Source organism: Haladaptatus sp. HS23, from assembly GCF_056892285.1.
Genome location: NZ_JBXGLH010000011.1, coordinates 1 through 20,318 on the forward strand (window position 1 = coordinate 1; position 20,318 = coordinate 20,318).

Annotated in this window: 21 protein-coding genes and 1 pseudogene; 14 read left to right on the forward strand and 8 right to left on the reverse strand. The window is 52.4% G+C overall.

Translation table 11 applies throughout. The features are described from left to right. Positions 1–195 (forward strand): hypothetical protein (locus AC1XDK_RS23230; RefSeq protein WP_483352395.1); only part of this gene is annotated, 195 nt, incomplete at its 5' end. Between the two features lie 8 nt (positions 196–203). Here AC1XDK_RS23230 and AC1XDK_RS23235 read toward each other — a convergent pair. Continuing rightward, the gene (locus AC1XDK_RS23235) at positions 204–368 is read right to left on the reverse strand and encodes a hypothetical protein (RefSeq protein WP_483352397.1); all 165 of its coding nucleotides are present in this window, start codon (positions 366–368) and stop codon (positions 204–206) included. Between the two features lie 170 nt (positions 369–538). Between AC1XDK_RS23235 and AC1XDK_RS23240 the strand changes: the two are divergent. Beyond that, a pseudogene (locus AC1XDK_RS23240) lies at positions 539–1,745 on the forward strand (inorganic phosphate transporter). A gap of 705 nt (positions 1,746–2,450) precedes the next feature. Here the strand turns inward: AC1XDK_RS23240 and AC1XDK_RS23245 are convergent. After that, positions 2,451–3,410 (reverse strand): transcription initiation factor IIB, encoded by a 960-nt coding sequence (locus AC1XDK_RS23245; protein WP_483352399.1) that lies wholly within the window; start codon positions 3,408–3,410, stop codon positions 2,451–2,453. A 288-nt stretch (positions 3,411–3,698) separates the two neighbouring features. Here AC1XDK_RS23245 and AC1XDK_RS23250 point away from each other — a divergent pair, with 288 nt between their 5' ends. Next, the gene (locus AC1XDK_RS23250) at positions 3,699–4,295 is read left to right on the forward strand and encodes a winged helix-turn-helix domain-containing protein (RefSeq protein ID WP_483352400.1); all 597 of its coding nucleotides are present in this window, start codon (positions 3,699–3,701) and stop codon (positions 4,293–4,295) included. 3 nt (positions 4,296–4,298) lie between these two features. Further along, a complete protein-coding gene (locus tag AC1XDK_RS23255; protein ID WP_483352401.1) occupies positions 4,299–4,775 on the forward strand; it encodes a toxin-antitoxin system TumE family protein in 477 nt (158 codons plus the stop codon). Positions 4,776–4,853: 78 nt separating this feature from the next. Here the strand turns inward: AC1XDK_RS23255 and AC1XDK_RS23260 are convergent, their stop codons facing one another. After that, positions 4,854–5,081 carry an SWIM zinc finger family protein gene (locus AC1XDK_RS23260; RefSeq protein WP_483352403.1) on the reverse strand — a complete coding sequence of 76 codons (228 nt, stop codon included), beginning with the start codon at positions 5,079–5,081 and terminating at the stop codon, positions 4,854–4,856. Between the two features lie 169 nt (positions 5,082–5,250). Between AC1XDK_RS23260 and AC1XDK_RS23265 the strand changes: the two genes are divergently transcribed. The 4 genes from AC1XDK_RS23265 (at position 5,251) to AC1XDK_RS23280 (ending at position 11,801) form a co-directional block, all read left to right on the forward strand. Next, positions 5,251–5,667 (forward strand): VOC family protein, encoded by a 417-nt coding sequence (locus tag AC1XDK_RS23265; protein ID WP_483352405.1) that lies wholly within the window; start codon positions 5,251–5,253, stop codon positions 5,665–5,667. A 273-nt stretch (positions 5,668–5,940) separates the two neighbouring features. Continuing rightward, positions 5,941–8,286 (forward strand): hypothetical protein, encoded by a 2,346-nt coding sequence (locus tag AC1XDK_RS23270; protein ID WP_483352406.1) that lies wholly within the window; start codon positions 5,941–5,943, stop codon positions 8,284–8,286. A gap of 691 nt (positions 8,287–8,977) precedes the next feature. Then, on the forward strand, positions 8,978–10,177 hold the full coding sequence (locus AC1XDK_RS23275; protein ID WP_483352407.1) for an epoxide hydrolase family protein: 1,200 nt from the start codon (positions 8,978–8,980) through the stop codon (positions 10,175–10,177). 436 nt (positions 10,178–10,613) lie between these two features. Then, the gene (locus tag AC1XDK_RS23280) at positions 10,614–11,801 is read left to right on the forward strand and encodes a CBS domain-containing protein (RefSeq protein ID WP_483352408.1); all 1,188 of its coding nucleotides are present in this window, start codon (positions 10,614–10,616) and stop codon (positions 11,799–11,801) included. 218 nt (positions 11,802–12,019) lie between these two features. Here the strand turns inward: AC1XDK_RS23280 and AC1XDK_RS23285 are convergent, their stop codons facing one another. Then, the gene (locus AC1XDK_RS23285) at positions 12,020–12,448 is read right to left on the reverse strand and encodes a DUF7539 family protein (protein WP_483352410.1); all 429 of its coding nucleotides are present in this window, start codon (positions 12,446–12,448) and stop codon (positions 12,020–12,022) included. Positions 12,449–12,591: 143 nt separating this feature from the next. Between AC1XDK_RS23285 and AC1XDK_RS23290 the strand changes: the two genes are divergently transcribed. The 4 genes from AC1XDK_RS23290 (at position 12,592) to AC1XDK_RS23305 (ending at position 15,503) form a co-directional block, all read left to right on the forward strand. Then, positions 12,592–12,816 (forward strand): hypothetical protein, encoded by a 225-nt coding sequence (locus AC1XDK_RS23290; RefSeq protein ID WP_483352411.1) that lies wholly within the window; start codon positions 12,592–12,594, stop codon positions 12,814–12,816. A gap of 239 nt (positions 12,817–13,055) precedes the next feature. Continuing rightward, a complete protein-coding gene (locus AC1XDK_RS23295; RefSeq protein WP_483352412.1) occupies positions 13,056–13,442 on the forward strand; it encodes a hypothetical protein in 387 nt (128 codons plus the stop codon). Between the two features lie 707 nt (positions 13,443–14,149). Further along, the gene (locus tag AC1XDK_RS23300; protein WP_483352414.1) at positions 14,150–14,917 is read left to right on the forward strand and encodes a beta-ketoacyl-ACP reductase; all 768 of its coding nucleotides are present in this window, start codon (positions 14,150–14,152) and stop codon (positions 14,915–14,917) included. Between the two features lie 163 nt (positions 14,918–15,080). Then, positions 15,081–15,503, forward strand: coding sequence for a universal stress protein (locus AC1XDK_RS23305; protein WP_483352415.1), 423 nt, complete (start codon positions 15,081–15,083; stop codon positions 15,501–15,503). A 43-nt stretch (positions 15,504–15,546) separates the two neighbouring features. Here the strand turns inward: AC1XDK_RS23305 and phaC are convergent, their stop codons facing one another. From phaC to AC1XDK_RS23325, 4 genes are read right to left on the reverse strand one after another with little or no spacing between them, the layout of a single operon-like run. Next, positions 15,547–16,818 (reverse strand): class III poly(R)-hydroxyalkanoic acid synthase subunit PhaC, encoded by a 1,272-nt coding sequence (gene phaC, locus AC1XDK_RS23310; RefSeq protein ID WP_483352417.1) that lies wholly within the window; start codon positions 16,816–16,818, stop codon positions 15,547–15,549. After that, complete coding sequence (locus tag AC1XDK_RS23315) at positions 16,815–17,351, reverse strand: poly(R)-hydroxyalkanoic acid synthase subunit PhaE (protein WP_483352418.1); 537 nt, start codon at positions 17,349–17,351, stop codon at positions 16,815–16,817. Before AC1XDK_RS23315 ends, phaC begins: the two co-directional genes overlap by 4 nt. Positions 17,352–17,395: 44 nt before the next feature. Next, positions 17,396–17,863 carry a hypothetical protein gene (locus tag AC1XDK_RS23320; protein ID WP_483352420.1) on the reverse strand — a complete coding sequence of 156 codons (468 nt, stop codon included), beginning with the start codon at positions 17,861–17,863 and terminating at the stop codon, positions 17,396–17,398. Next, on the reverse strand, positions 17,856–18,176 hold the full coding sequence (locus AC1XDK_RS23325; RefSeq protein ID WP_483352421.1) for an AbrB/MazE/SpoVT family DNA-binding domain-containing protein: 321 nt from the start codon (positions 18,174–18,176) through the stop codon (positions 17,856–17,858). Before AC1XDK_RS23325 ends, AC1XDK_RS23320 begins: the two co-directional genes overlap by 8 nt. A 211-nt stretch (positions 18,177–18,387) precedes the next feature. On the opposite strand from AC1XDK_RS23325, the gene AC1XDK_RS23330 reads away from it, so the two are divergent. Next, positions 18,388–19,014, forward strand: a complete 627-nt coding sequence (locus AC1XDK_RS23330; protein ID WP_483352422.1) for a MaoC family dehydratase — start codon at positions 18,388–18,390, stop codon at positions 19,012–19,014. Positions 19,015–19,158: 144 nt separating this feature from the next. Next, entirely contained in the window at positions 19,159–19,968 is an 810-nt protein-coding gene (locus tag AC1XDK_RS23335) for an alpha/beta fold hydrolase (RefSeq protein WP_483352424.1), read from the forward strand. Positions 19,969–20,318 lie beyond the last annotated feature (350 nt).

Sequence of the window (20,318 nt, forward strand, 5' to 3'; positions counted from 1 at the left end):
TCGACGGAAATATCGTCAAGATGGTCCATTAGAACACTCAACGTTATCCGGGCAGAAATTTCTAACGGCTACTATATCTTCATCACCGGAGTTACGTCGCATTTGTCGATTGCTGTCTCCAGACACTTCGTAAGCGTTCGCTGGGCGGTACTATCTGAAAACGTCAATCGGCGCACCATGGATAAAAAGGGCTGAAGCGGTGGTTAGTTCGGCAGTTCTGTCCGTCCCGTTCGCACGCATGGCCAGCACGGGAACCCACCGAGGCCCTCACAGTCGCAGTTACAATCTTTTGAGTCGCCATCGTTGCCGTTATCGGGCGGGAAGGCATCGAGCGTTCCATCGTCAGTCGCGTTCTCGATGAGTGCCATGTGTTAGCAGTAGGCGTTGCGGTGCACGATGGTACATGAACTTCCGATCGAATACCACAGGACAATCTCTCAAAAAATATTTATGGATGATGGTTCAGGGCGCCCATTCAAGCAGCGGGGCTATTGTTATTGACGCCGAATATGGCACGAGGTAACATTACAAAGAGCAGATGGCCATCCTGACATCATTCATCGTCGTGGCTGGTGCGATCACTACGAGTTTAGCGATGGCGTGGGCACTAGGCGCGAGTAGTAATTCACCCCCCCTTTGCACCAGCGGTTGGTGCAAATGCCCTATCGACGATGCGCGCTGCATTTCTTCTAGGACTACTTGCTGCTTTAGGAGCGATCACACAAGGTGGCAATATTTCGAAAACGGTGGGAGAAGGGCTGATAGCGGGCGTTCAATTGACCCCACTCGCAGCGATTGCAGGTCTACTGACAGCAGCAGGCTTTATCGCGCTTGGAGTTCGGACAGGATATCCGATTCCCGCTGCGTTTGCAACGACAGCGTCGATCGTTGGCGCGGGACTGGCACTTGGTGGGGAGCCTGCATATGGGACCTATCGTGAGATTGTAACGTTCTGGGCAGCAGTACCGGTGATGTCGATCACGATCGCCTATACGACGGGCTACTTGCTCCGTCGCACCAGTCTTTCCGAACAAATCACGCTCCCGATCCTCGGTGGGATCGTCGGTATCATCGTTGCGAATATGCCCTCGGCACTGATTCCTACCCCCGGTACCGCACAGGGAACCATCGCGAGTTACGTCTCTAACTCGTTGAGGACGACTGGCCCGACGATAATTGGGGCGTATGATCTCGTGATGGCGTCTACGAGTTTGATTCTGGGTCTATTCGCTGCCGGGTTACTTCGACGAACACTCAATCGTTCGGTCGACCGTGGAGTTCGGCTCTTTTTGATTGGTCTCGGGAGTTTAGTCGCCTTTTCGAGCGGTGGCAGTCAAGTCGGCCTAGCGACCGGTCCATTGGAACCCCTGTTTGAATCGCAGTTGCATCTTCCAGGGACGATTTTGCTATCGGTCGGAGCAATTGGGATTCTATTAGGAGCATGGATGGGATCGCCACGAATTCTCCAAGCAGTCGCACGTGATTACTCGTCGCTTGGGGTTCTACGATCGATTGCAGCGCTGATTCCGGCGTTTCTCATCGCTCAAACCGCGATAATTCTCGGCTATCCGATCTCGTTCAACAATATTATCCTCTGGAGTATCATTGGAAGTGGCCTAACTGAAGGGACGGAAAGTATCTCCGTCCGAAAAACGAGTTATACAGTCGCAATTTGGCTGCTCACGCTCATTGGTGCAGGGGTCACGGGATTTATACTGTATCGAGCACTTGCCTTAGTTCTGTAAACGGAGTCGACCATACAAGAAGGACTACCTACCGAGAAAACCGGCGAGTACACTATTTCCGTGTCGTCGTAACCAGGTGATAATTGAACAGCAGGATTCAAAGTCCCTATCAGAACGAGTCGGTGTGAGTGGTGGTCCGAAGCTACCACCTCTTAGCGCCTAATTTTCGACTAAAGGGTCATCACCTCTTTTCGGAGGATGAGTGGTCCTTGCGAGAGCACACACAACAACCATGCGGGCGGATGCAGTATGATTAATCATGCCGTATTGTCAGCGGAGACGGCGACGTGGTCCGCTAGCACATCAGCCACGCGACCTAAAACGCTTGCAGAATCAACTTGATGCTCAACACCGCCGCATCGCCGCGTTGGAACGGGTGATATACAAATCACGGACAGAATCAGCTATCGACGGGACCATCGAAGGGAAATGTGCAGGGTGTGACGATGGAGTGCTCATCCATGAACGTGACAGGCTTTACTGTCGAAACTGTGGATATGTGGCGTTCCTGTGACCAGAGAAATCATATCCACTGTTTCCACCGACAGAGATAGCTTTGATTCTTCGTAGGTGATGAATGTGAACCAGTACTATGCGGTAGAAATACACGAAAAGGTCGATTCCCTTGATTGTCGTAGATGTGGTTGAATTCAAAGCCCCCACTAGAAGTAGATGCGTATCTCACGAGTATACCGAAAATTAATTTCATCTATTGAGTGCGTTCATCTGCTCTTGATACCGCTTCCGGATGGTCATTTGAGAAACGTTGGCGACGTCGGCAATTTCAGCTTGGGTGTGTTCTCCCTGACAAAGAACCGTGGCACCATAAATTGCTGCTGCGGCAACGCCAACGGGTGATCTACCTGATAGTAGTCCCTGATCGATTGCGGCGTCTATGATTTCATTGGCTTTCTCTTCGATCTCGTTACAACAACTGAGTTCTGAACACAAACGCGGAACGTACTGATGTGGATTGGTTGGTTCAATTTCGAGTCCAAGCTCCCATGCGATATACCGATATGCGCGGCCGATTTCCGTTCGTTCTACACGCGACACGGCCGATACTTCTTCCAGACTACGAGGAATCTGTTCACTCCGGCACGCTGCATACAAACAACTGGTTGCAACACCCTCGATTGATCGGCCTTTAATCAGATCTTCATCGAGTGCACGGCGATAGAGTACGCAGGCGATTTCCCGAACCGAACGCGGGATGCCCAATGCGCTTGCCATTCGGTCGATTTCTCCGAGCGCGAACTGGAGGTTGCGCTCGTTGGCATTGTTCGTTCGGATGCGCTCTTGCCACGTCCGTAGCCGATTCATCTGTTTGCGTTTCTCGGCCGATAAAGCGTGGCCAGATGCGTCCTTGTCTTTCCAGCCTATCGTTGTCGTTAGGCCCCTATCGTGCTTTGTCTGCGTAGTTGGTGCACCAACACGAGCCTTCCGTTGGCGAGCCTGATGGGTGAACGCTCGCCATTCTGGACCATGGTCGATAGTGTGTTCCTCGACAACTAATCCGCAAGTCTCACAAACGAGTTCCCTCCCATCGGCGCTCGTAATTAACGTATTTGAGTGACACTCGGAACAGATTTGGACACGGTTGTGTTTCTCGGTATTCTCTTCCACCTCGTCGTCGCGTTCGATTCGACGAGTAGAGTGTGACATACTCTAGCGCAGAGCGAGCCGACATGGTTAACGTCTCTGCCTGTTATATCCACCAAACTCTCTAATAGACATCGAGCGAAGAGATTGGCGGCAGAATCAGTAATCGCTGAAGCAGTAGATTTGTGCCTTCGAAGGCATTGACTTGACCATTTTTACTACCGTTTATGATTTTAGGCGATAGTAAACTTGGTCTACTTGTGAGAGACTGGTGTTCCGAACGCCACCAGTGAAGAAAATATGACTCCTTGGGAAAATCTATATTTGTCTATGGTTCGTAGAGAGAGTGTAATGCCCGATTCAGATCCACTATGGGAAGGGGACGTCAATGAAGCGGTCATTGAGGAATGGCAAGCGGAGACAACACCATTCGAACGGGTCCGAGAGGTACTTCTCTCGACGACTAACCCACAGTACGCCAAAGAACTCGCCGAGCGTGCCCGTGTTAGCGAACCAACTGCTCGAAAACATCTTCAAATCCTCGTCGAAGCAGGTATTGCCCAGACTGTGAGTACAGGGCGCGGAGAACAATACAAACGTTCGCGACAAACCGTCGCGATGCAACGCATTAGCGAGTTGCATACCCAACTCTCACGGGAAGAGCTTGCAAATGGTATTCAGGACCTCCGAGCGCAAGTACAGGCGTATCAAGACGAATATGGTGCAACGACTCCCGATGATCTTGCACTCCAAATAGAGTCCGCAGAAACTGACGAGTGGACTGCCGTTTCGGAGTGGCGAGCACTCGAGAAGAACCTTCAGGTTGCACAGGCAGCACTTGCACTCTATGATTTCACCCCCGATAGTAGTGATCGTACTGAGGAAACCAAGGGTAACGGGTCTCGTGGGGCATTCGCCCATGGAACCGATTCTGGAACACTCGTCTGAGAGATGGTAGGCGATTCATCTGCCGGGGTTTCATCTGACGAGCTCACTGGTGCTGTCGGGCCGCCTGATGCTGCTGAAATGCAGGCGATACGGGATATTTTTCTCAACGAAGAACCCGTTGTCCAGGATGCCGTGTTCGATAATGTTCTTTCACCAAAGGAACACCATGTTACGTTCGCTGATGGAATTGGAGACGCTACGTGGTGTCGATTCGATATTACATGGTACACATCCGGTGCATACCGATTCCACTACGTGGATGATGCCGATGTGAACTGGCGATTCGATCGCCATCCCAACAACCACTCCCCCGAAAAGCATTTCCACGAACCACCCGAGGCAGACTCGCAAACGGCAATTCAGTCATGCATAGAGGTCGAGGAACCACGCCTTGTTACTCGAGCTGTGTTGAAACTGTGGCGTCGGGCTTATGAGACTGAGAGTGTTGCAGAGCTCAATACTGCTTGGAATCCACCGTAACGGTCACCACGGGTGTTCGTTGGTTGGTGAAATTCGAGGTTGTCAGTCGATGTGATAGGGAAAGAACGGAGGCGGTGGTTAGTTCGACAGTTCCGTCCGGCCCGTTTTCACGCACGGCCAGCACGGGAAGCCACCGAGGCCGTCGAAGTCACAGTCTTCGGATTCGGTCTCGTCGTCGTTGACTCCCGATGGGAACGCCTCAAGCGTTCCGTCGTCGGTTGTGTTTTCGAGGGCGGTCATGTGTTTGCAGAAGGCATCGCGGTGGACGTGGTGCGGACACGTGCAGGCCATCAGTTCGTTGGTCACGTCGTCGATGGAGACGGTGTACTGATGGTCTGAGGGCGTCTGTGGCTCTGGTCGGTGACGTCAACGAGTCTGTGGGCTTGGCGTCGATGACGAGGTACAGATGGTCACTTTCGGTCCACTAGGCGAGCGTATTTCCTCCCGAACGGCATCTATAGAGACGGAGGAAACCATGATTGAAAAGCTCCGGCTCACAACCCGCATTGTTGATGATCAAGACGAAGCACTGAACTTTTACACCGAGAAGCTCGGCCTGAAGAAGACAGCAGACGAGATGTTTGGACCCGATGACCAGCGTTGGGTTACTGTCGCAGCTGAACAGGATGATACCGTGGAAATCGTCCTCGAACCGCTTGACTGGTTCGAAGGCGAGGAAGCTGACCGTCGCTCCACAATGATTGGGGAGCAACCGGCACTCGCCTTTACTGTGGATGATTGCCAAGCCACGTATGAAACGCTGCGTGAACGCGGTGTTAAATTCACATCTGAGCCGACAGAACAACCCTACGGAATCGAAGCTATCGCAACTGATCTCTATGGGAACGGGATCATCCTCGTCGAGCATCCCTCAGAAGCAGCGGCGAGATAATAGCGCAGTAACCCCATCGTACTACCGCTCACGGGCGACGAAGCAGAGCAACGAAGTTCGCACACTGCCGACAAGACGTCACCGGAGGAGAAACAATATCGTGAGATTTGGCCAATCGGGTATGATGGCATTCGTGTATAGAGAACAAGGAATCTACGGACGTGATAGGGGACGAAGCGATAGTCGGTGGACACGAGCCATTCCGCACATTCACCAGATACGATACGAGCAACACACCTGCAGCATCACGAAAGACACCTGCTGCACCAGACCATGTCAATTCAGTTTAACACCACACAAGAGGACGCTGCACAGTTCCTAACGGCAGAAACGGAGGCCGACGTTACGGCTGCGCTCTCCGATGGTCGTTTCGAAGCTGCCGTGTGGAAACCACTCGGCGGTATCGAGAACAACTACGGCATCGTCGAGAACCAGCAGGCCGATCCGATGGCCGCATTGACGGAACTCATCGTCAACAGTACCGACGCCATCCTGCTGAAAAACTACCACGAGCACGTTGGTGACGAGTACACCGGCGACGAATTTGGGACACTCGACGCGGCCGCCGACACGCTCATCGACCCCGATGTCGAGGAGATACGTCTCGCGGCCGACGGCACGGGAGAAAAGTCGCTGTCGTTGACGCTCTCCGATACCGGCTGTGGCCAGCTGCCGGAACGATTCGAAGAGACATTCCTCGGATTCCTCCAGCCGGGAAAGACCAAACAGCAGTACGGATTTCTTCAGGGCAAGTACGGGATGGGAAGCTCCGGCGTGTTACCGTTCTGCGGCGAGCGGGGCTACAAACTAGTCCTCTCTGCATGCATCGATCGCCCCAAGGAGTGGAGTTGGACGCTCGTTCGAAAAAACAGGACGAAGGATCGCTACGAGTATTTCACGCTCGATGGCGACGTACCGACGTTCTTGGGGACGGTAAACGGTCAGGTTACCGGTTCGATCGTCAAACTGTTCGAGTTCACCGTTGAGGCGAAAACACGGTTCACGACATCGTTTCGCTACCGACTCGAACGGTATCTCCTCGACACGCCCGTCCCGCTCACACTTGTGGACACACGAGGTGACGGCCAATCGGACGTGACGACGACGAATGGGTTGTTCGCCACGCTCGACCGGTACGACGAGTTAGTCGCATCTGATCAGACCATCACCTACAACTTCGAGGACACGACGCTCGACACCCGCGACGTCCGCATCGTTCTCTTCGAGGACGACGCGACGCTCGAAGGACTCGAAGCCGACAGTAGCTTTGCGCACGAACGCGGGTATGACTCTGTTACGGCAAAGAGCAGACACTTCGTCGGCGGCGAGAAACACCGCGACCAAGCCCTCTTTTTCGTCATCAACGGGCAAACGCATGGCGACCAGGGCCGGACGTTCATTCGGAATCGATGCAGTCTCCCGCACGTCGCCCGCGACGTGCTCGTGTTCGTCGATTTCTCCGACCTCGACGATTCGAGCGTCGTCGATCTCTTCCCCGCGTCGCGCGACCGCCTGCGGAACAGTCAGAGCGCACGCACGCTGAAGCGCGAACTCGAATCGCTTCTCGAGACGAACGACGTCCTCGTCGACGAAGAACGGCGTCGTCGCCAACAACTACCGACGGACGACACCGACGAACTCGTCGAAGATGTCCTAATGACGATTCTCGAACGGAATCCGGCGTTACAACGCTACTTCGCCACTGGCGACCGATTGGAACGACCGTCTATGCACGATGCGAACTCGGCCATCGATTCGCGCGACCGATATCCGAGCAAGCTCGAACTCATCCAGACCTATCACGGTCCGGATGACTACGACGTTTGGAATCCAGATCGGAGTACGTCCGCCACTGACATGGGGGACGGGAGCGACGCCGAAACGGACACGACTCTCGAATACGTAAAGGAAATGTCTTCAAACGCGTATGCTCGGCAACGATTCGTCCTCGACGCCCCGAACGATTACCTGACACGAAGCAGCGATCCGGGATCGGTCGACGTCACTCCGAATGATGTGGTCAAATCCGTGCGGGTGTTGAACAGTGTCCTCGCGATTACACTGAAACCCACCGAGAACGCGTCGTCCGGACAACGCCTCCCGGTCTACGTCGAGGTCGGTCCCGCCGGTAGGGACGGCGGAACAACGCTCGAACAGTCCTTCACGCTCGAGTACACCGAGCCGCTGCTCGACGACCGAACGCGCACGACGAACCCACATACGAACGGGGCAACAGAGGGCGAGATGATCTTACCGACCACGCATCCCGTCCACGAAGAGGACTGGGACGCCTACGACCGTGCGTTCGACGAGGACACCGTCGTGCAGGTGATGGACTCCACCGAGGAGATAGATGTCCACATCAACATGGACGCCGCTCCACTTCAGCAGTTCTTGACGAACCACATGTTGACGGACGCGGGAAAGGAGTACGTGAAACGGGTGTACAAGACCGGTGTCACCCTCTACACGGTCGCACAGTACATCGAGTTCCGGGAGGGGTTCGACGACGAGGACGCCGACGTGACGGACCTTGTGAGCACGGCGATGCGTGGAACGGGACAGATTCTTCTCGACCAGACCATCGGCGACGACCAACTCGAGACGCTCACCGTGTAGGCGGTAGCGAGCGTGCCTTCGATATTTATTGTAGACGTCTCATTGGAGAATTCTCCCGTTGCTAGTGAATACCACATATGTGGTCGCCAATCCGACTGTCTTATTTTCGAACAGTAGAACAAAGCATTTACCGACCCCTCAAAGGACCAGTTGTGGCACGTTTGCCTCTGACACCCTGAATGGGCTCCCACGTGGATCTAGCGCCATCACTTCCGATCCACACGCCCTCTCATGGATAGGCGTAACACAACCGCCTCACGGTAGAGAACAAATTTAGCAGTAAGTATCGATAGAAAAGAGTTCAAAATAGGCTGGAACGACCCAGTACTGACGGCGGATATGATCTGTGGGTCACTTTCCACTCCAACTCCCCCGTCACATCATAATATATTTGAAATTTATATTTCACCAACATCTATAGCTCTGCATAGCGTCTTTACTTTTGTGGGGGAGGGGGAAGTCGGATAACTAAAAGACTGTTACTATCACACTAAACCAATCAATTTCATCACGAATCCCCGAGGGCTACTCTTCCAGTCCGCGGTGGCATCGACTCGTCCACACGTCGCCTCCCCTCATGCGAGGAAGATAACAGAGATGCGGTGGTAGTTAGGAAACACCAACGTTCGGCCGGGGCCGAGATGGTTCGTTCTTTCTGCCGCTAAATCCACCAATTCAAGGAGTAAGACCCATGTCCACTAAAATCGAAGCAAAACCCTTCAGCATCGACATTCCACGAGAGGCACTTGACGACCTCCGCCGGCGCGTCGCTGCTACACGGTGGCCCGACGAGGAAACGGTCACAGATCGATCGCAAGGCGTCCAGCTCGCTACGCTTCAAGAACTCGCACGCTATTGGGAGATAGAATACGATTGGCGCACGTGCGAGGAAAAACTGAACGACCTCCCGCAATTCACGACCGAGATCGACGGACTGGACATTCACTTCATCCATGTTCGTTCAGAACACGAAGAGGCATTGCCGCTCATCGTGACGCACGGATGGCCCGGCTCGATAATCGAGCAGCTGAAGATTATCGACCCACTGACCGATCCCACGGCACATGGGGGGAGCGCATCGGACGCGTTTCATCTGGTGATTCCGTCGATGCCGGGCTACGGGTATTCAGGCAAGCCGACCACGACCGGCTGGGACCCCGCCCGCATCGCACGTGCCTGGGTCGAGCTGATGAAGCGCCTGGGATACACGGAGTTCGTGGCACAAGGCGGCGATTGGGGCGCGATTATCTGCGACGTGATGGCTATCCAGGAGCCGCCGGAATTGCTCGGCATTCACTCCAACATGCCGTCCACTGTTCCATCCGACGTCGGCGATGCGCTTCAGCGCGGCGAGCCGGTGCCATCCGATCTCTCAGACGACGAAACCCGTGCGTACGAGCGGCTGAGCGAATTCTTTACGGAGGACATAGGATATGCAATCGAGATGGGGACGCATCCGCAAACGTTGTCTGGATTGGCGGATTCTCCTATCGGCCTGGCAGCGTGGATTCTCGACCACGACATCCGCAGTTACGAACGAATCGCAGGTCTCTTCGACGGGCAACCGTTTGGCGACATCACACGAGACGACATCCTCGACAACATCACGCTCTACTGGCTGACGAACACGGCGGTTTCTTCGGCCCGTCTCTATTGGGAAGTGTTATACGAAGGAGAAGGCCGCTTCTATGATGCTGTCGACGTCTCCATCCCGGCTGCCGTGAGCATCTTTCCTGACGAGATTCATCCAGCCCCGCGGAGCTGGACGGAGCAAGCCTATCACGACCTCATCTATTACAACGAGCTCGACGAGGGCGGGCACTTTGCGGCATGGGAAGTACCAGAGCTGTTCGCGTCCGAGATCCAAGCCGCATTCAGACCACTCCGCTAGTCAGAGTGAACGGCGGGCACAACATGTGCCCGTATCTTCTGCCGGACACGACAGCGTCAATGACACGAGCGAGTGATTTTACAGAGCTTCGAACCAGCAACGCTCGGAACAGAACACCGAACTCGTCAACTTCCGCGGGAAGCGTGCCAAGAGTCAGCAGGTCGAGGACAAGTGCCTCGATGTTCACGAGCACGCAAAAAACGTTGTACAGACAGACGATGTGATGGTTGCACGACTGGACTATCGGGAGTCGCAACGCACTATGGCTGTGTGTACACGAACGACGGGTATCGTGTGATGGAGGAGATGGCCGAACGTGTCCCCGGCGTGACCTACAAGGAATCCCGAACGAGTGGCGCTACAAATCAGCGGCATCGTGTCACCAGAAAGTGAGGCAAGCATAACCGTCCACGGCCCTTTTGGTAACGAGTACAAAATGAATATCTCTGATATAGTTTCAACAAAGTTCACTGAATTCGACATCGGGGCACCCCTTTCGAAGGTCGCCGGTGCGTTCGAGAATCAGGAACTCAACGCCGTCATCGTTACGGACGGTGACGAGTATCGCGGCGTCGTCAGTCGCCGACAACTGGCTTCGTCGTCCAATCAACCCTCGGCGAAGGTTAGCTCACGGGTGCAACACGTCCCAACCGTCGACCGAACCGAGGACGTTCGAGAGGTCGCACGACTCATGATCGGGAGTAACGCCAAAACGCTCCCGGTATTGGACAACGATCGCGTCGTTGGTGTGGTGACTGCAGATGCCGTTCTGGAGGCTGTGAGTCCGTTTCTCGACGCAGTGAGCGTCGATGACGCGTACACGACAAAGCTCATCAGTGTATCCCCAACGACCACGCTCGGGAAAGCCCTCAACACGCTCCGAGAGGGACGTATCGCACACCTCCCAGTCATTGACAATGACGAACTCGTCGGCATATTGAGTCTGTACGATGTCATCGAATTTACGACACGCGGGGGGAACAAGAGCCAGGGTGGCTCGTCGGACGAGTTTAGTGGTCGCGGCGGCTTCGGTGAGCGTGACGGTACTTCCGATCGGATGCTCGATCTGCCGGTTCGGAACTTAATGTCCGATGCAGTTGCAACGGTTCAGCGAGGCACACCGCTCGATGCGGTGGTCGAAGCGATGTTCGATCGGGAAGTTTCCTCACTAGTCGTCACGGCTAATGAGACGGACGAGCCGGTCGGAATCATCACGAAGACGGATGTCATTGAGGCGCTCACTTGGGAACAAGAAGAACGGCGCCCCGTGCAGGTGTTCGGGCTCGATTTGCTCGATGAGATGGACTATGACGACGTTTCCGCGTTGATCGACAGCGTGACCTCGAAGTATGGTGAGATGAACGTGATCAAGGCCAGTATCGAACTGCACGAGCACAAAGAGAAGAGCCGAGGGGTGCCACTGGTGCTAGCACGGATTCGCCTGGTCACCGACCGTGGCTACTTCACTGCCAAAGGGAAGGGCTACGGCGCCACGCACGCACTTCGTCTCGCCGCGAACGCGGTCGAACGTCAACTTCTCAAAGGCAAGACCTACGGCCGATCGAAGAAGCATCCAGACACCGAGGAGCAAGAGCAACTGTACGGCTGGTGGCTCGGCACGTAACGTCCTTCACTTCCTGTACACGGAGACCAACCGTTCCGAAGGGGACAATTCGCTTGCTAACGAACGGGAGTGAATCTGGTGACCTGTTCCTCGGGAGGACAAGCGTTGTCGTGCTGATTGTCGTTGTTTCTCGTCTCGTTTATGGCGACGTTGGCTGGGAAGGCCATTCCAGTCGTCGATGAACCGACGAAGTCCGGGAAACGGAATCGAACACAGATCTAACTCTGCGTTTGGCGGATGAACTCATCGAGTCGTCCTTCGATGAGTGTCGCAACACGTTCGCTATATTGCCAGAGCGCTGCATTGAATTTCTCCTCGGTCTCGTCATCGATACCATCGTCCCCCTGAAGCACGGAATCATTGGTAATTTGGGGATGATATACACAGACAATTCCGATCGAACTGTCCGAACTTGGGGTCCCCGCTGTGTGGATTCCGTACTGATCTGTGCCCCACACGCCATCGCCACCGTGCCGTTCCATCACGGAGTCGAGCGCATCGAGCCGTTGCAACTCCTCGGGAGTAAGGAGTGGAGCATCGCCTTCGAACAATTCACTGTATGCTTGTGTCCGGGCATTGTTCGTCCATCGTTCCAATCGGGAGCGTGCTCTCAGTACGAGCTGTCTCTCGTCCGGGAATTCGGCCATGCGATCTAGAGGAGTGGGACACCAATTAACGTTTGTCCAGCATTTCCGATGTCTCGATCCTACGAGAAGGCGATACTCGGGAGAGCCTTCCTTGTCAGCGATTGTAGGGTCTGGGTTTTCCCAGTGGAGCACCAACTAGTTACATGACCCATTACGAGGCCGTCTTCGAAATCGGTTCTAAATCCGACGCAGAAGTAATCAGGCTCCTTGTGGAACGGGTTTATGACGCGTTACGGGAAGAAACACGAGAGATAGATGGAAACGAAGCCAGTTCGAGCGAGATGCTCGAAAAGTTCGAGGCCATCCGTGACACCCCAGGAACGCTGACTATCCACTACGATCAACACAACGAAGCATTCGAGGACTGAACGATTATTTTGCTGCCTTCGATTTCGGCTCCACCAGTCGGTGATTCGAACGGCTTCAGCTGATTGCAAATCTCTCTCTGTCGTCGTAAGGGACGCTACTGTTCGCCACCCGGCTGCCGCATTTGATGGAGACCATTCGGTCGCGAACAGACTGAGTGAGAAAAGGAGACCATATTGGCCGTTAACAAAGTTCCGAGTGGCGACCACAGCGTTATCCCCCTCATTCACCTATATACGATATGGCGGACGACAAAAAGAGCCGAAACAAGCAAGCCCGTGACGAAGAGAACCGCCAGCGAGCGTGGGAAATTGAACAGGCACGTGAACGAATCGACGAAACGGAACCACGTGGCGAACTGGGCGAAGCAAGTGAGACTCAATACGAGAGAGAAGAAAATTCGGACTCACCCCCGACCTGTCACCGTCGTGAGTGCGACGAGCCAGCGAAATTTGTCGTTCTTGAACGCTATCAAGAAGAAACGGGTCACGGGGCCGTTGAGGCAGCGGCCAACCTTTGTCAAAGACATACTGCTGAAGAAAGTCCCACGAATCTTGATGGCGTCTATGCAGGCTATGTGTTTCGCGTTGAGCCTTTACCAGAGACAGTTGACATAGACACAGCGTGATTCCTTTTCCACATACATTTATTCACGGCATGAGCAGGCTGCAGGTACGTTTGCATATATCCTTTACATCAGATTGAATCGAACGATGCCAAACTAAACTCGGTATACTGCCACAATTCCCCCTCAATATTCGACTCACGCCACCCAAGCGATGACAAGACACTCGCCGCAGCACGAACCAACAACTCCCGATAAAATTCAGTATCGTACTCACACGGCTACTCACTCGCCAACTGCACCGCTCTAATGCCGCCACACTCCGTGTCGATTGCGTGTAGTCCTCACGCTTCTTCGAAACCCGATTCGTGATCACCAACTTACTCGGATCGACCGCTCCACGCTCAAGCCGATCAATCCACGATTGGGATTCCTCGCAAACCGCCTCTGGATCACAGTACGCATCCACCGCTCGAATCAACGCTTTCTGTGCCGCATCGATATACGACGGCGTACTTCGCTGTCGACACTCGATGCCTCGATACGTGTGCTCGTCCTTTTCGAGGGCTTGTAGCACCGGTTTTTAGAGTCAGTTGTCGCCTTTTACCAACGGTATAGAAAATATATAAAAACGGAATGGTAACCAATTGGTGGATAATTTTTATGCATGAGGTCGTAGTCAACCCAATCACTAACATTTCAAAGATTCCAAAAGAGGCAGAAGTACCGTCTGAATTTTCAAATAGCGATATCAACGAGATTGTCACATAATGACAGAATACTTGAGCGAAACGGAATACCTGAGCGGAAAAACGTGCGTCATCACCGGTGCTTCACGAGGAATCGGGGCGGAAATCGCAAAAGATCTCGGTTACCACGGTGCAAATGTCGTTGTGAACTACCGATCTTCCGAAAGCGAGGCAATTGAAGTTGCAGAGGAGATCGAAGCCGAAGGAAGTAGTGCAATTCCCATACAGGCAGACGTGACCAATAGGGAAGAAGTCGACGAGATGGCGGAACGCGTCCGTGACACGTTTGGTCCTACTGATGTGCTAGTGAACAATGCGGGTGTCACCGTGGATCGAACATTCAAGAATATGACGCGTGAGGAATGGGATCGCGTCATCGATGTCAACCTCGGCGGCGTTTTTAATTCCACGAAAGCCTTCTACGACGATATCAAGGAATCGCCACAGGGACGACTCATCAACATTTCTAGCGTCGTTGGACAGCAAGGCAACTATGGGCAGGCAAACTACGCGACTACGAAAAGCGGAATCTTTGGCTTTACCCGAACACTTGCTCTCGAATTAGCAAACTCGGACTCGACTGTTAACTGTGTGGCACCGGGATTCACGAAGACGGATATGCTCGCAGATGTCGACGAGGAGATACAGAACAAGATCCGTAATCGAATTCCACTCAATCGATTTGCAGATGTCGAAGACGTCTCTGGTGTTGTTCGGTTCCTGGCGAGCAAGGAGTCATCATACATGACCGGACAAATCCTCGGAATCAACGGTGGTATGGAGTGGTAAACAGACAACAAATTAACACAGTTTCACGGAGAAATCTCGATATGACAGTGTCCTCTTCCGTTTTATATATCTCACTTGGGTGAAAGCACGCGGGACAATAGAACCTGTGTCTTCAAAATCACCCACCAATTGAAGTGCAATCGAGGTGATAAAGAGAATAGCGATGTACGAAAGCATACTCGTGCCGACAGATGGAAGCAAAGGAGCAAAACGGGGAGTGGAACACGCGATCGACCTGTCCGAAAAATATGATTCGAAGCTTCACACACTATTTGTCGTCGATGAAGGTATCTATGGAGAGACACCAGCCAGGAGTAGTGAAGAACTATTTCTCGAACAAATCGAAACGAACGGAAAAGAGTTACTCGAACAGGTCGTTTCGAAAGCCAATAAGGGGGACTTGGAAACGACAGCTGAATGTCTCAGAGGAGTTCCGCACGAGGAAATCGTAAAGTACGCGAATGGGAATGGTATCGACTTGATCGTGATGGGAAAACACGGTATCTCAGCACAGGGATCGACCCACGTTGGAAGCACCACAGAACGAGTAATCAGATCCTCGGAGATTCCTGTTTTCACCGTTTGAGTCTGAAATCCGATAGAGTTTCAATCGACTTTCCGAGGCAGGATTACTTGGACGCCTCTACTTGAGCCGCCTCATCGACCCACTTGCGCACGGTTGTTTCGGAAATGTCAGTTTCTTCTGCAAGACGATTTACATCGGCGTTAGCGAGCGTCGTCGGGCTATCGATATCGGCATCCCGTAACCGTTCAGCAAATGCCGAACCGATTCCGGGAACGTCCTCGAGATTCGCCCGATTTACCGACCGCTCCGCGTACCACTCACTCACTTCGGGCCACAGTTTTGTATGAGAGTTAGATGAAACGGACAAGCCGATATGTCCTGTCGGGGATTCAATGATTGAGGTATCGTCACTCGCGATCACATCATTGAACGGCTTGCTGGCCTCTGGAGGAATTAGATGATCGTACTCCCCGACGATCTGCAGAACTGGCATATCGATGTTGTTCAAGTCGATATGCTCGTCTCCCAAATGGAGTTCATTCTCCGCCAATTTGTTATCTTGATAGATGTCTTCTATAAATTGACAATACGTTTCCCCGGCGACGTCGATCCCATCACCGATCCACTTTTCCATCCGAGCGAAATTTTCGACCATCTCGTCGTTTTCGATGTTATCGAACAAGCGGACGTACTTCGTGACGAAGTTATCGACGGGATCCATGAGCGCAAATCCGACATCGAGGAATTCCGAAGGGACGTTCCCAACCGTCTCCGTGATTGCCTGTGGAGAATAATACTCTTCATTCCCCCACTGTTCGAGAACACCCCCTTCTCCATCGAAGCATAGTCCGGCAGCCATCAATCCAAGATTTCTAACTTTTTCAGGGTGTAAAGACGCATACATCGCGCTCATGGTCCCACCCATGCAGTAGCCAAGAATATTGATTGCATCCTCACCTGAGCGTTCGCGGACGACATCAACGCAATTGTCGATGTATCGGTCCACATAGTCCTGAAGTGTGAGGTGGGCATCGAGTTTCGATGGCTCGCCCCAATCGATCATATACACATCGAATCCTTCGTCGAGCAGCGTTTTGACTACGCTACGATCCGGTTGTAAGTCTAGGATGTACGGTCTATTGATCAACGCATAAACGATGAGGATTGGAACGTCGTGTTGCTCGTCCGTCGTTGGTTCGTAGTGATTAAGGGTGAGTTTGTTCTCCGAGTACACCTCCTCGCACGGGGTCTGACCGACTTCGACATCCATCATCCGTTCGGTTTGTTCCGGGAGAGCAGTGCCACGTTCCATGATGTCGGCTGCTTGTTCCCACTGCTGACGCTGCATGTCGGAGATGAGTGTAAATGGGTTCATTCACTCTTAATCTCTTCGAGGATTCGATCCAATTTCTGTTCGATTCCGTGTTGGCGGCGTTCCAATTCGAGCAAGCGCTCTCCGACTTCCTCGATATCACTTTCTGTCGGAAGGCCAAAGGTGCTGAGTGTCTGTTCGGTGGCTTCGTCGACAGTCTGCTTGTATGCCATCGAGTTCTCGACGGATTCACCAGACATCGTGGAAAATGCCGATGTAGTCGTTACTTCCTTGAATGCGTCGTTGGCCGCCTTCAGCCATATATCACGGAACTCATCGATGGGGACCTCTTCGCCCTCGAGTGCGTCATTGATTCGCTCGAACTGTTTTTGAGCAGCATTCATCCACGCTTCATACGCACCGACGTACCCTTTCATTCCGTCTTCTGTTATTTCGTCTGATTCTGGGCTCTCGAATGCATTCATCCAAGAGTCGACGAAGGCGGTTTGTGCCTCGACGTTTCGCTCAAGCGATTCGAGGAACGCTTCGTTCATCTCTCCCATATACTCGTTCCAATTCTCAGATGCGTTTGTCATGGATGGTTATTATGTGGTGAGTTGGCTAAAATGTTGTTACGGTACTACTGCGTCTCGAATTCAGTCGCATCGACGACAGTCTCGGACTGTTCTTCGAACTGTTCGTTTGTCTGCATAGCCATCTCAACGGAATCATTAACGAACGAAAGGAATATTTCGTTCATGTCTTCCGAGACTTCCGTACCGGTCTCGATATTGCGTTCGGTTGACTCCCAGACTTCGGAGTGGATGTCGCTCAACGCGTCGAACTGATTGCCTACCGTTTCTTGCATGTTGATGAATGCCGACGAGTCCGTTGGTGTCGTCGCATCCGCTACGTTGAGGGACGTCTCGGTGGCCGATTTCCAGGCATCAACACCTTTCTCCTGAGCCGATTTTTGACTCTCAACCGCCTTGACAAAGGATTTGCTCATCTCATTCTGGACTTCGATAGATTGTTCGATCATCCTCTGACCTTGTTCTATCGACTGACGCTGCAGTTCGAACATCGGGGCAAATGGGTTGTTATTCATGGGTTTCCTCTGATTGATTTTTCATGGGGATGACGATTGTCTGGACGATGTCTCCTTCAGCGATATCGAGCGCTTCTCTCTCGGCATCCGGAATACTAATTCGTCCGCCACTCTGGACGCGAGTTTTGAAAATCGCGGTTTCACTCCCGAGAGATTTGATCTTCGAGAGCTCATCATCTTTCGCACCAGCGTTTCCGGATACCACCTGCTTCCACATGTCTACTTGCTGCTCTGCTACATCCTCACTCGCCTGTTGCAATTGGTTTGCAAACAGTGCGGGTGGCCACATGGTCCGATCGTCCTGATTCGTCATCTTCGATCAGAAGTTCGAGGTCCTACTGTAAAAGTCTACCCCTGAAAGACACTCAGTGGTGAAGAATACCATCGAATGGTTTCCAGTGGTTCTTCTGCATCGGTGTTCATACCCCGATTTCCCTACCTTCATCAAGCAGTCACGTTGTAAATGCCGAAATTACTAATAATATGCTCCACTACGTACTCTTTAGTTCGGATACTAGCTTATCATGAGCAAAAACGAATCCGCGCTCGACCCCACTCGAAGTATCACTAAATCATGGCTGGAAGCTTCCGGGCACGTGTTAAATAGTTTCGTCGAGGTAAATCGGGCTTCACTCGCTGCCTTTGGTTTCTCAACCGGCGAAAACAGTGTTGGTGACGAACCTAACCGAAGCAAACAACCCGATTGGTCTTTCGAGCGCTCAGTCGAAGAACCGGACAACATCACTCTTGGAGACACCGTCGAGTTTACGAAGACTCTCACCGACACAGATATCGGTGCATTTGCAAGAGCTAGTGGGGATACGAATCCGCTCCACTTGGACGATGAATTTGCGATGCAGACCCGGTTTGGTGGACGAATTGTCCATGGAACGCTTGTCTCGGGATTGATCAGCGCGGCATTGGCACGGCTACCCGGTCTAACGATTTATCTCTCTCAAGACCTCGAATTCCTCAGACCAGTTGAACCCGGTGAAACACTAACAGCAGTCGTCGAGGTGATCGATATTCTCGACGACAACCGATATTCACTTTCCACATTCGTATACAACGAAGATGACCAGGAGATTATCAAAGGAAAATCGACGGTCCTCATCGATGACCTCCCAGAGACGGAACAGGAATCAAGGTGATACTAAGCCATTGGCGCATACCTACCGCTTCAGGTGGTCGAGACCATCATTAAATGGGGTACCTCCACTGGTATCTCATACCCTTGGTTCTACTATCGATGAGGAAGACAATTACAACCGGTCAAAAATCGGAAAATTCAGCTAATGGAAACAGAGAACTTAACGACTAACTATACGGAACGCGGCACGGGTCCTCCACTCGTATTCATCCACGGTGGTTGGTTAAGCGAAAAGATGTGGAGAAACCAGATTGAACGATTTGAGGGCGACTATCGCGTTATTACGTACGATATTCGTGGTCATGGTCAAACTGGTGGCTCACCCAAATCAACCTATTCGATCGATCTTTTTGCCGAGGATCTACGACGCCTGCTCACCAACCTTTCCGTCGAAAGGCCTGTTCTTTGTGGACTCTCGCTTGGCGGCATGATCGCACAAAAATATGCAAGCCGATATGCGAACGATGTCTCGGGGATTATTCTCGCGAATACAGTTCAATCGTTCCCACCGCTCTCTCTAACACACGCCCAAAAAGAATTGCTGCTTCCAAAGATACAGCGGCACCTTATGCTCTATGGGTTGGGACCACAATTGTACTTTAGACTTTCATTCCCATTCTTCCAACTTTCACAGGGACACCGGTGGATATCACTCGAACGAGACACTCGAAATTACGTGCTACAAGATGTTGATCGAATACGCACCGACGAATTTGTAAAGATATTTGATGCAATGTACAATTGTGATTTGCGAAACGATATTCAAATAACTAATCCAACACTAGTGATTACTAGCGATCACGAGCATCATACAGTCCGCAAGCAAAACGTCCAAATCATGAAGAATATACGAAAGAGTTCTCATATCGAGATCCCTGACGCGGGCCATTTAGTGAATATGGACAATTCTAGAGCGTTCAATTCGGAGGTTGACGATTTTCTTTCTAGATTGTAAGCAACCGATATAGCTGCCGTTCTACTCAGTCTTGCAAGTGAGACACCAGACAAATGAAAAATAGGTGAGGCCGCCAGCGGGCAATCACAGCAAGAATAACTATTGCGTTCCTTTTCGAGTATCCTTTGTTTCGAGACGATAGAGGCCGTATGAACCGTATGGATTGTCTCACTATCACGATGAGGGTAGAAATCCCGTAACTCGCCATCCTGAAAAACTGCATAGCACGACCGCCGAAATCGGTTATCGATTGGGAGTTTTCAGCGAAGCCGTGATTTGTGGTTCGTTAGAAGAACCGACAACTCCCGATAGAACCCGACATCATACCCGTTTGACTCCTCACTCGCCAA

What these genes read in the sequence shown, in the direction of transcription:
- AC1XDK_RS23235 (WP_483352397.1), bottom strand. Translation starts at nt 368, where the DNA reads ATGGCACTCATCGAGAACGCGACTGACGATGGAACGCTCGATGCCTTC.
- AC1XDK_RS23245 (WP_483352399.1), bottom strand. Translation starts at nt 3,410, where the DNA reads ATGTCACACTCTACTCGTCGAATCGAACGCGACGACGAGGTGGAAGAG.
- AC1XDK_RS23250 (WP_483352400.1), top strand. Translation starts at nt 3,699, where the DNA reads ATGCCCGATTCAGATCCACTATGGGAAGGGGACGTCAATGAAGCGGTC.
- AC1XDK_RS23255 (WP_483352401.1), top strand. Translation starts at nt 4,299, where the DNA reads ATGGTAGGCGATTCATCTGCCGGGGTTTCATCTGACGAGCTCACTGGT.
- AC1XDK_RS23265 (WP_483352405.1), top strand. Translation starts at nt 5,251, where the DNA reads ATGATTGAAAAGCTCCGGCTCACAACCCGCATTGTTGATGATCAAGAC.
- AC1XDK_RS23270 (WP_483352406.1), top strand. Translation starts at nt 5,941, where the DNA reads ATGTCAATTCAGTTTAACACCACACAAGAGGACGCTGCACAGTTCCTA.
- AC1XDK_RS23275 (WP_483352407.1), top strand. Translation starts at nt 8,978, where the DNA reads ATGTCCACTAAAATCGAAGCAAAACCCTTCAGCATCGACATTCCACGA.
- AC1XDK_RS23280 (WP_483352408.1), top strand. Translation starts at nt 10,614, where the DNA reads ATGAATATCTCTGATATAGTTTCAACAAAGTTCACTGAATTCGACATC.
- AC1XDK_RS23285 (WP_483352410.1), bottom strand. Translation starts at nt 12,448, where the DNA reads ATGGCCGAATTCCCGGACGAGAGACAGCTCGTACTGAGAGCACGCTCC.
- AC1XDK_RS23290 (WP_483352411.1), top strand. Translation starts at nt 12,592, where the DNA reads ATGACCCATTACGAGGCCGTCTTCGAAATCGGTTCTAAATCCGACGCA.
- AC1XDK_RS23295 (WP_483352412.1), top strand. Translation starts at nt 13,056, where the DNA reads ATGGCGGACGACAAAAAGAGCCGAAACAAGCAAGCCCGTGACGAAGAG.
- AC1XDK_RS23300 (WP_483352414.1), top strand. Translation starts at nt 14,150, where the DNA reads ATGACAGAATACTTGAGCGAAACGGAATACCTGAGCGGAAAAACGTGC.
- AC1XDK_RS23305 (WP_483352415.1), top strand. Translation starts at nt 15,081, where the DNA reads ATGTACGAAAGCATACTCGTGCCGACAGATGGAAGCAAAGGAGCAAAA.
- phaC (WP_483352417.1), bottom strand. Translation starts at nt 16,818, where the DNA reads ATGAACCCATTTACACTCATCTCCGACATGCAGCGTCAGCAGTGGGAA.
- AC1XDK_RS23315 (WP_483352418.1), bottom strand. Translation starts at nt 17,351, where the DNA reads ATGACAAACGCATCTGAGAATTGGAACGAGTATATGGGAGAGATGAAC.
- AC1XDK_RS23320 (WP_483352420.1), bottom strand. Translation starts at nt 17,863, where the DNA reads ATGAATAACAACCCATTTGCCCCGATGTTCGAACTGCAGCGTCAGTCG.
- AC1XDK_RS23325 (WP_483352421.1), bottom strand. Translation starts at nt 18,176, where the DNA reads ATGACGAATCAGGACGATCGGACCATGTGGCCACCCGCACTGTTTGCA.
- AC1XDK_RS23330 (WP_483352422.1), top strand. Translation starts at nt 18,388, where the DNA reads ATGAGCAAAAACGAATCCGCGCTCGACCCCACTCGAAGTATCACTAAA.
- AC1XDK_RS23335 (WP_483352424.1), top strand. Translation starts at nt 19,159, where the DNA reads ATGGAAACAGAGAACTTAACGACTAACTATACGGAACGCGGCACGGGT.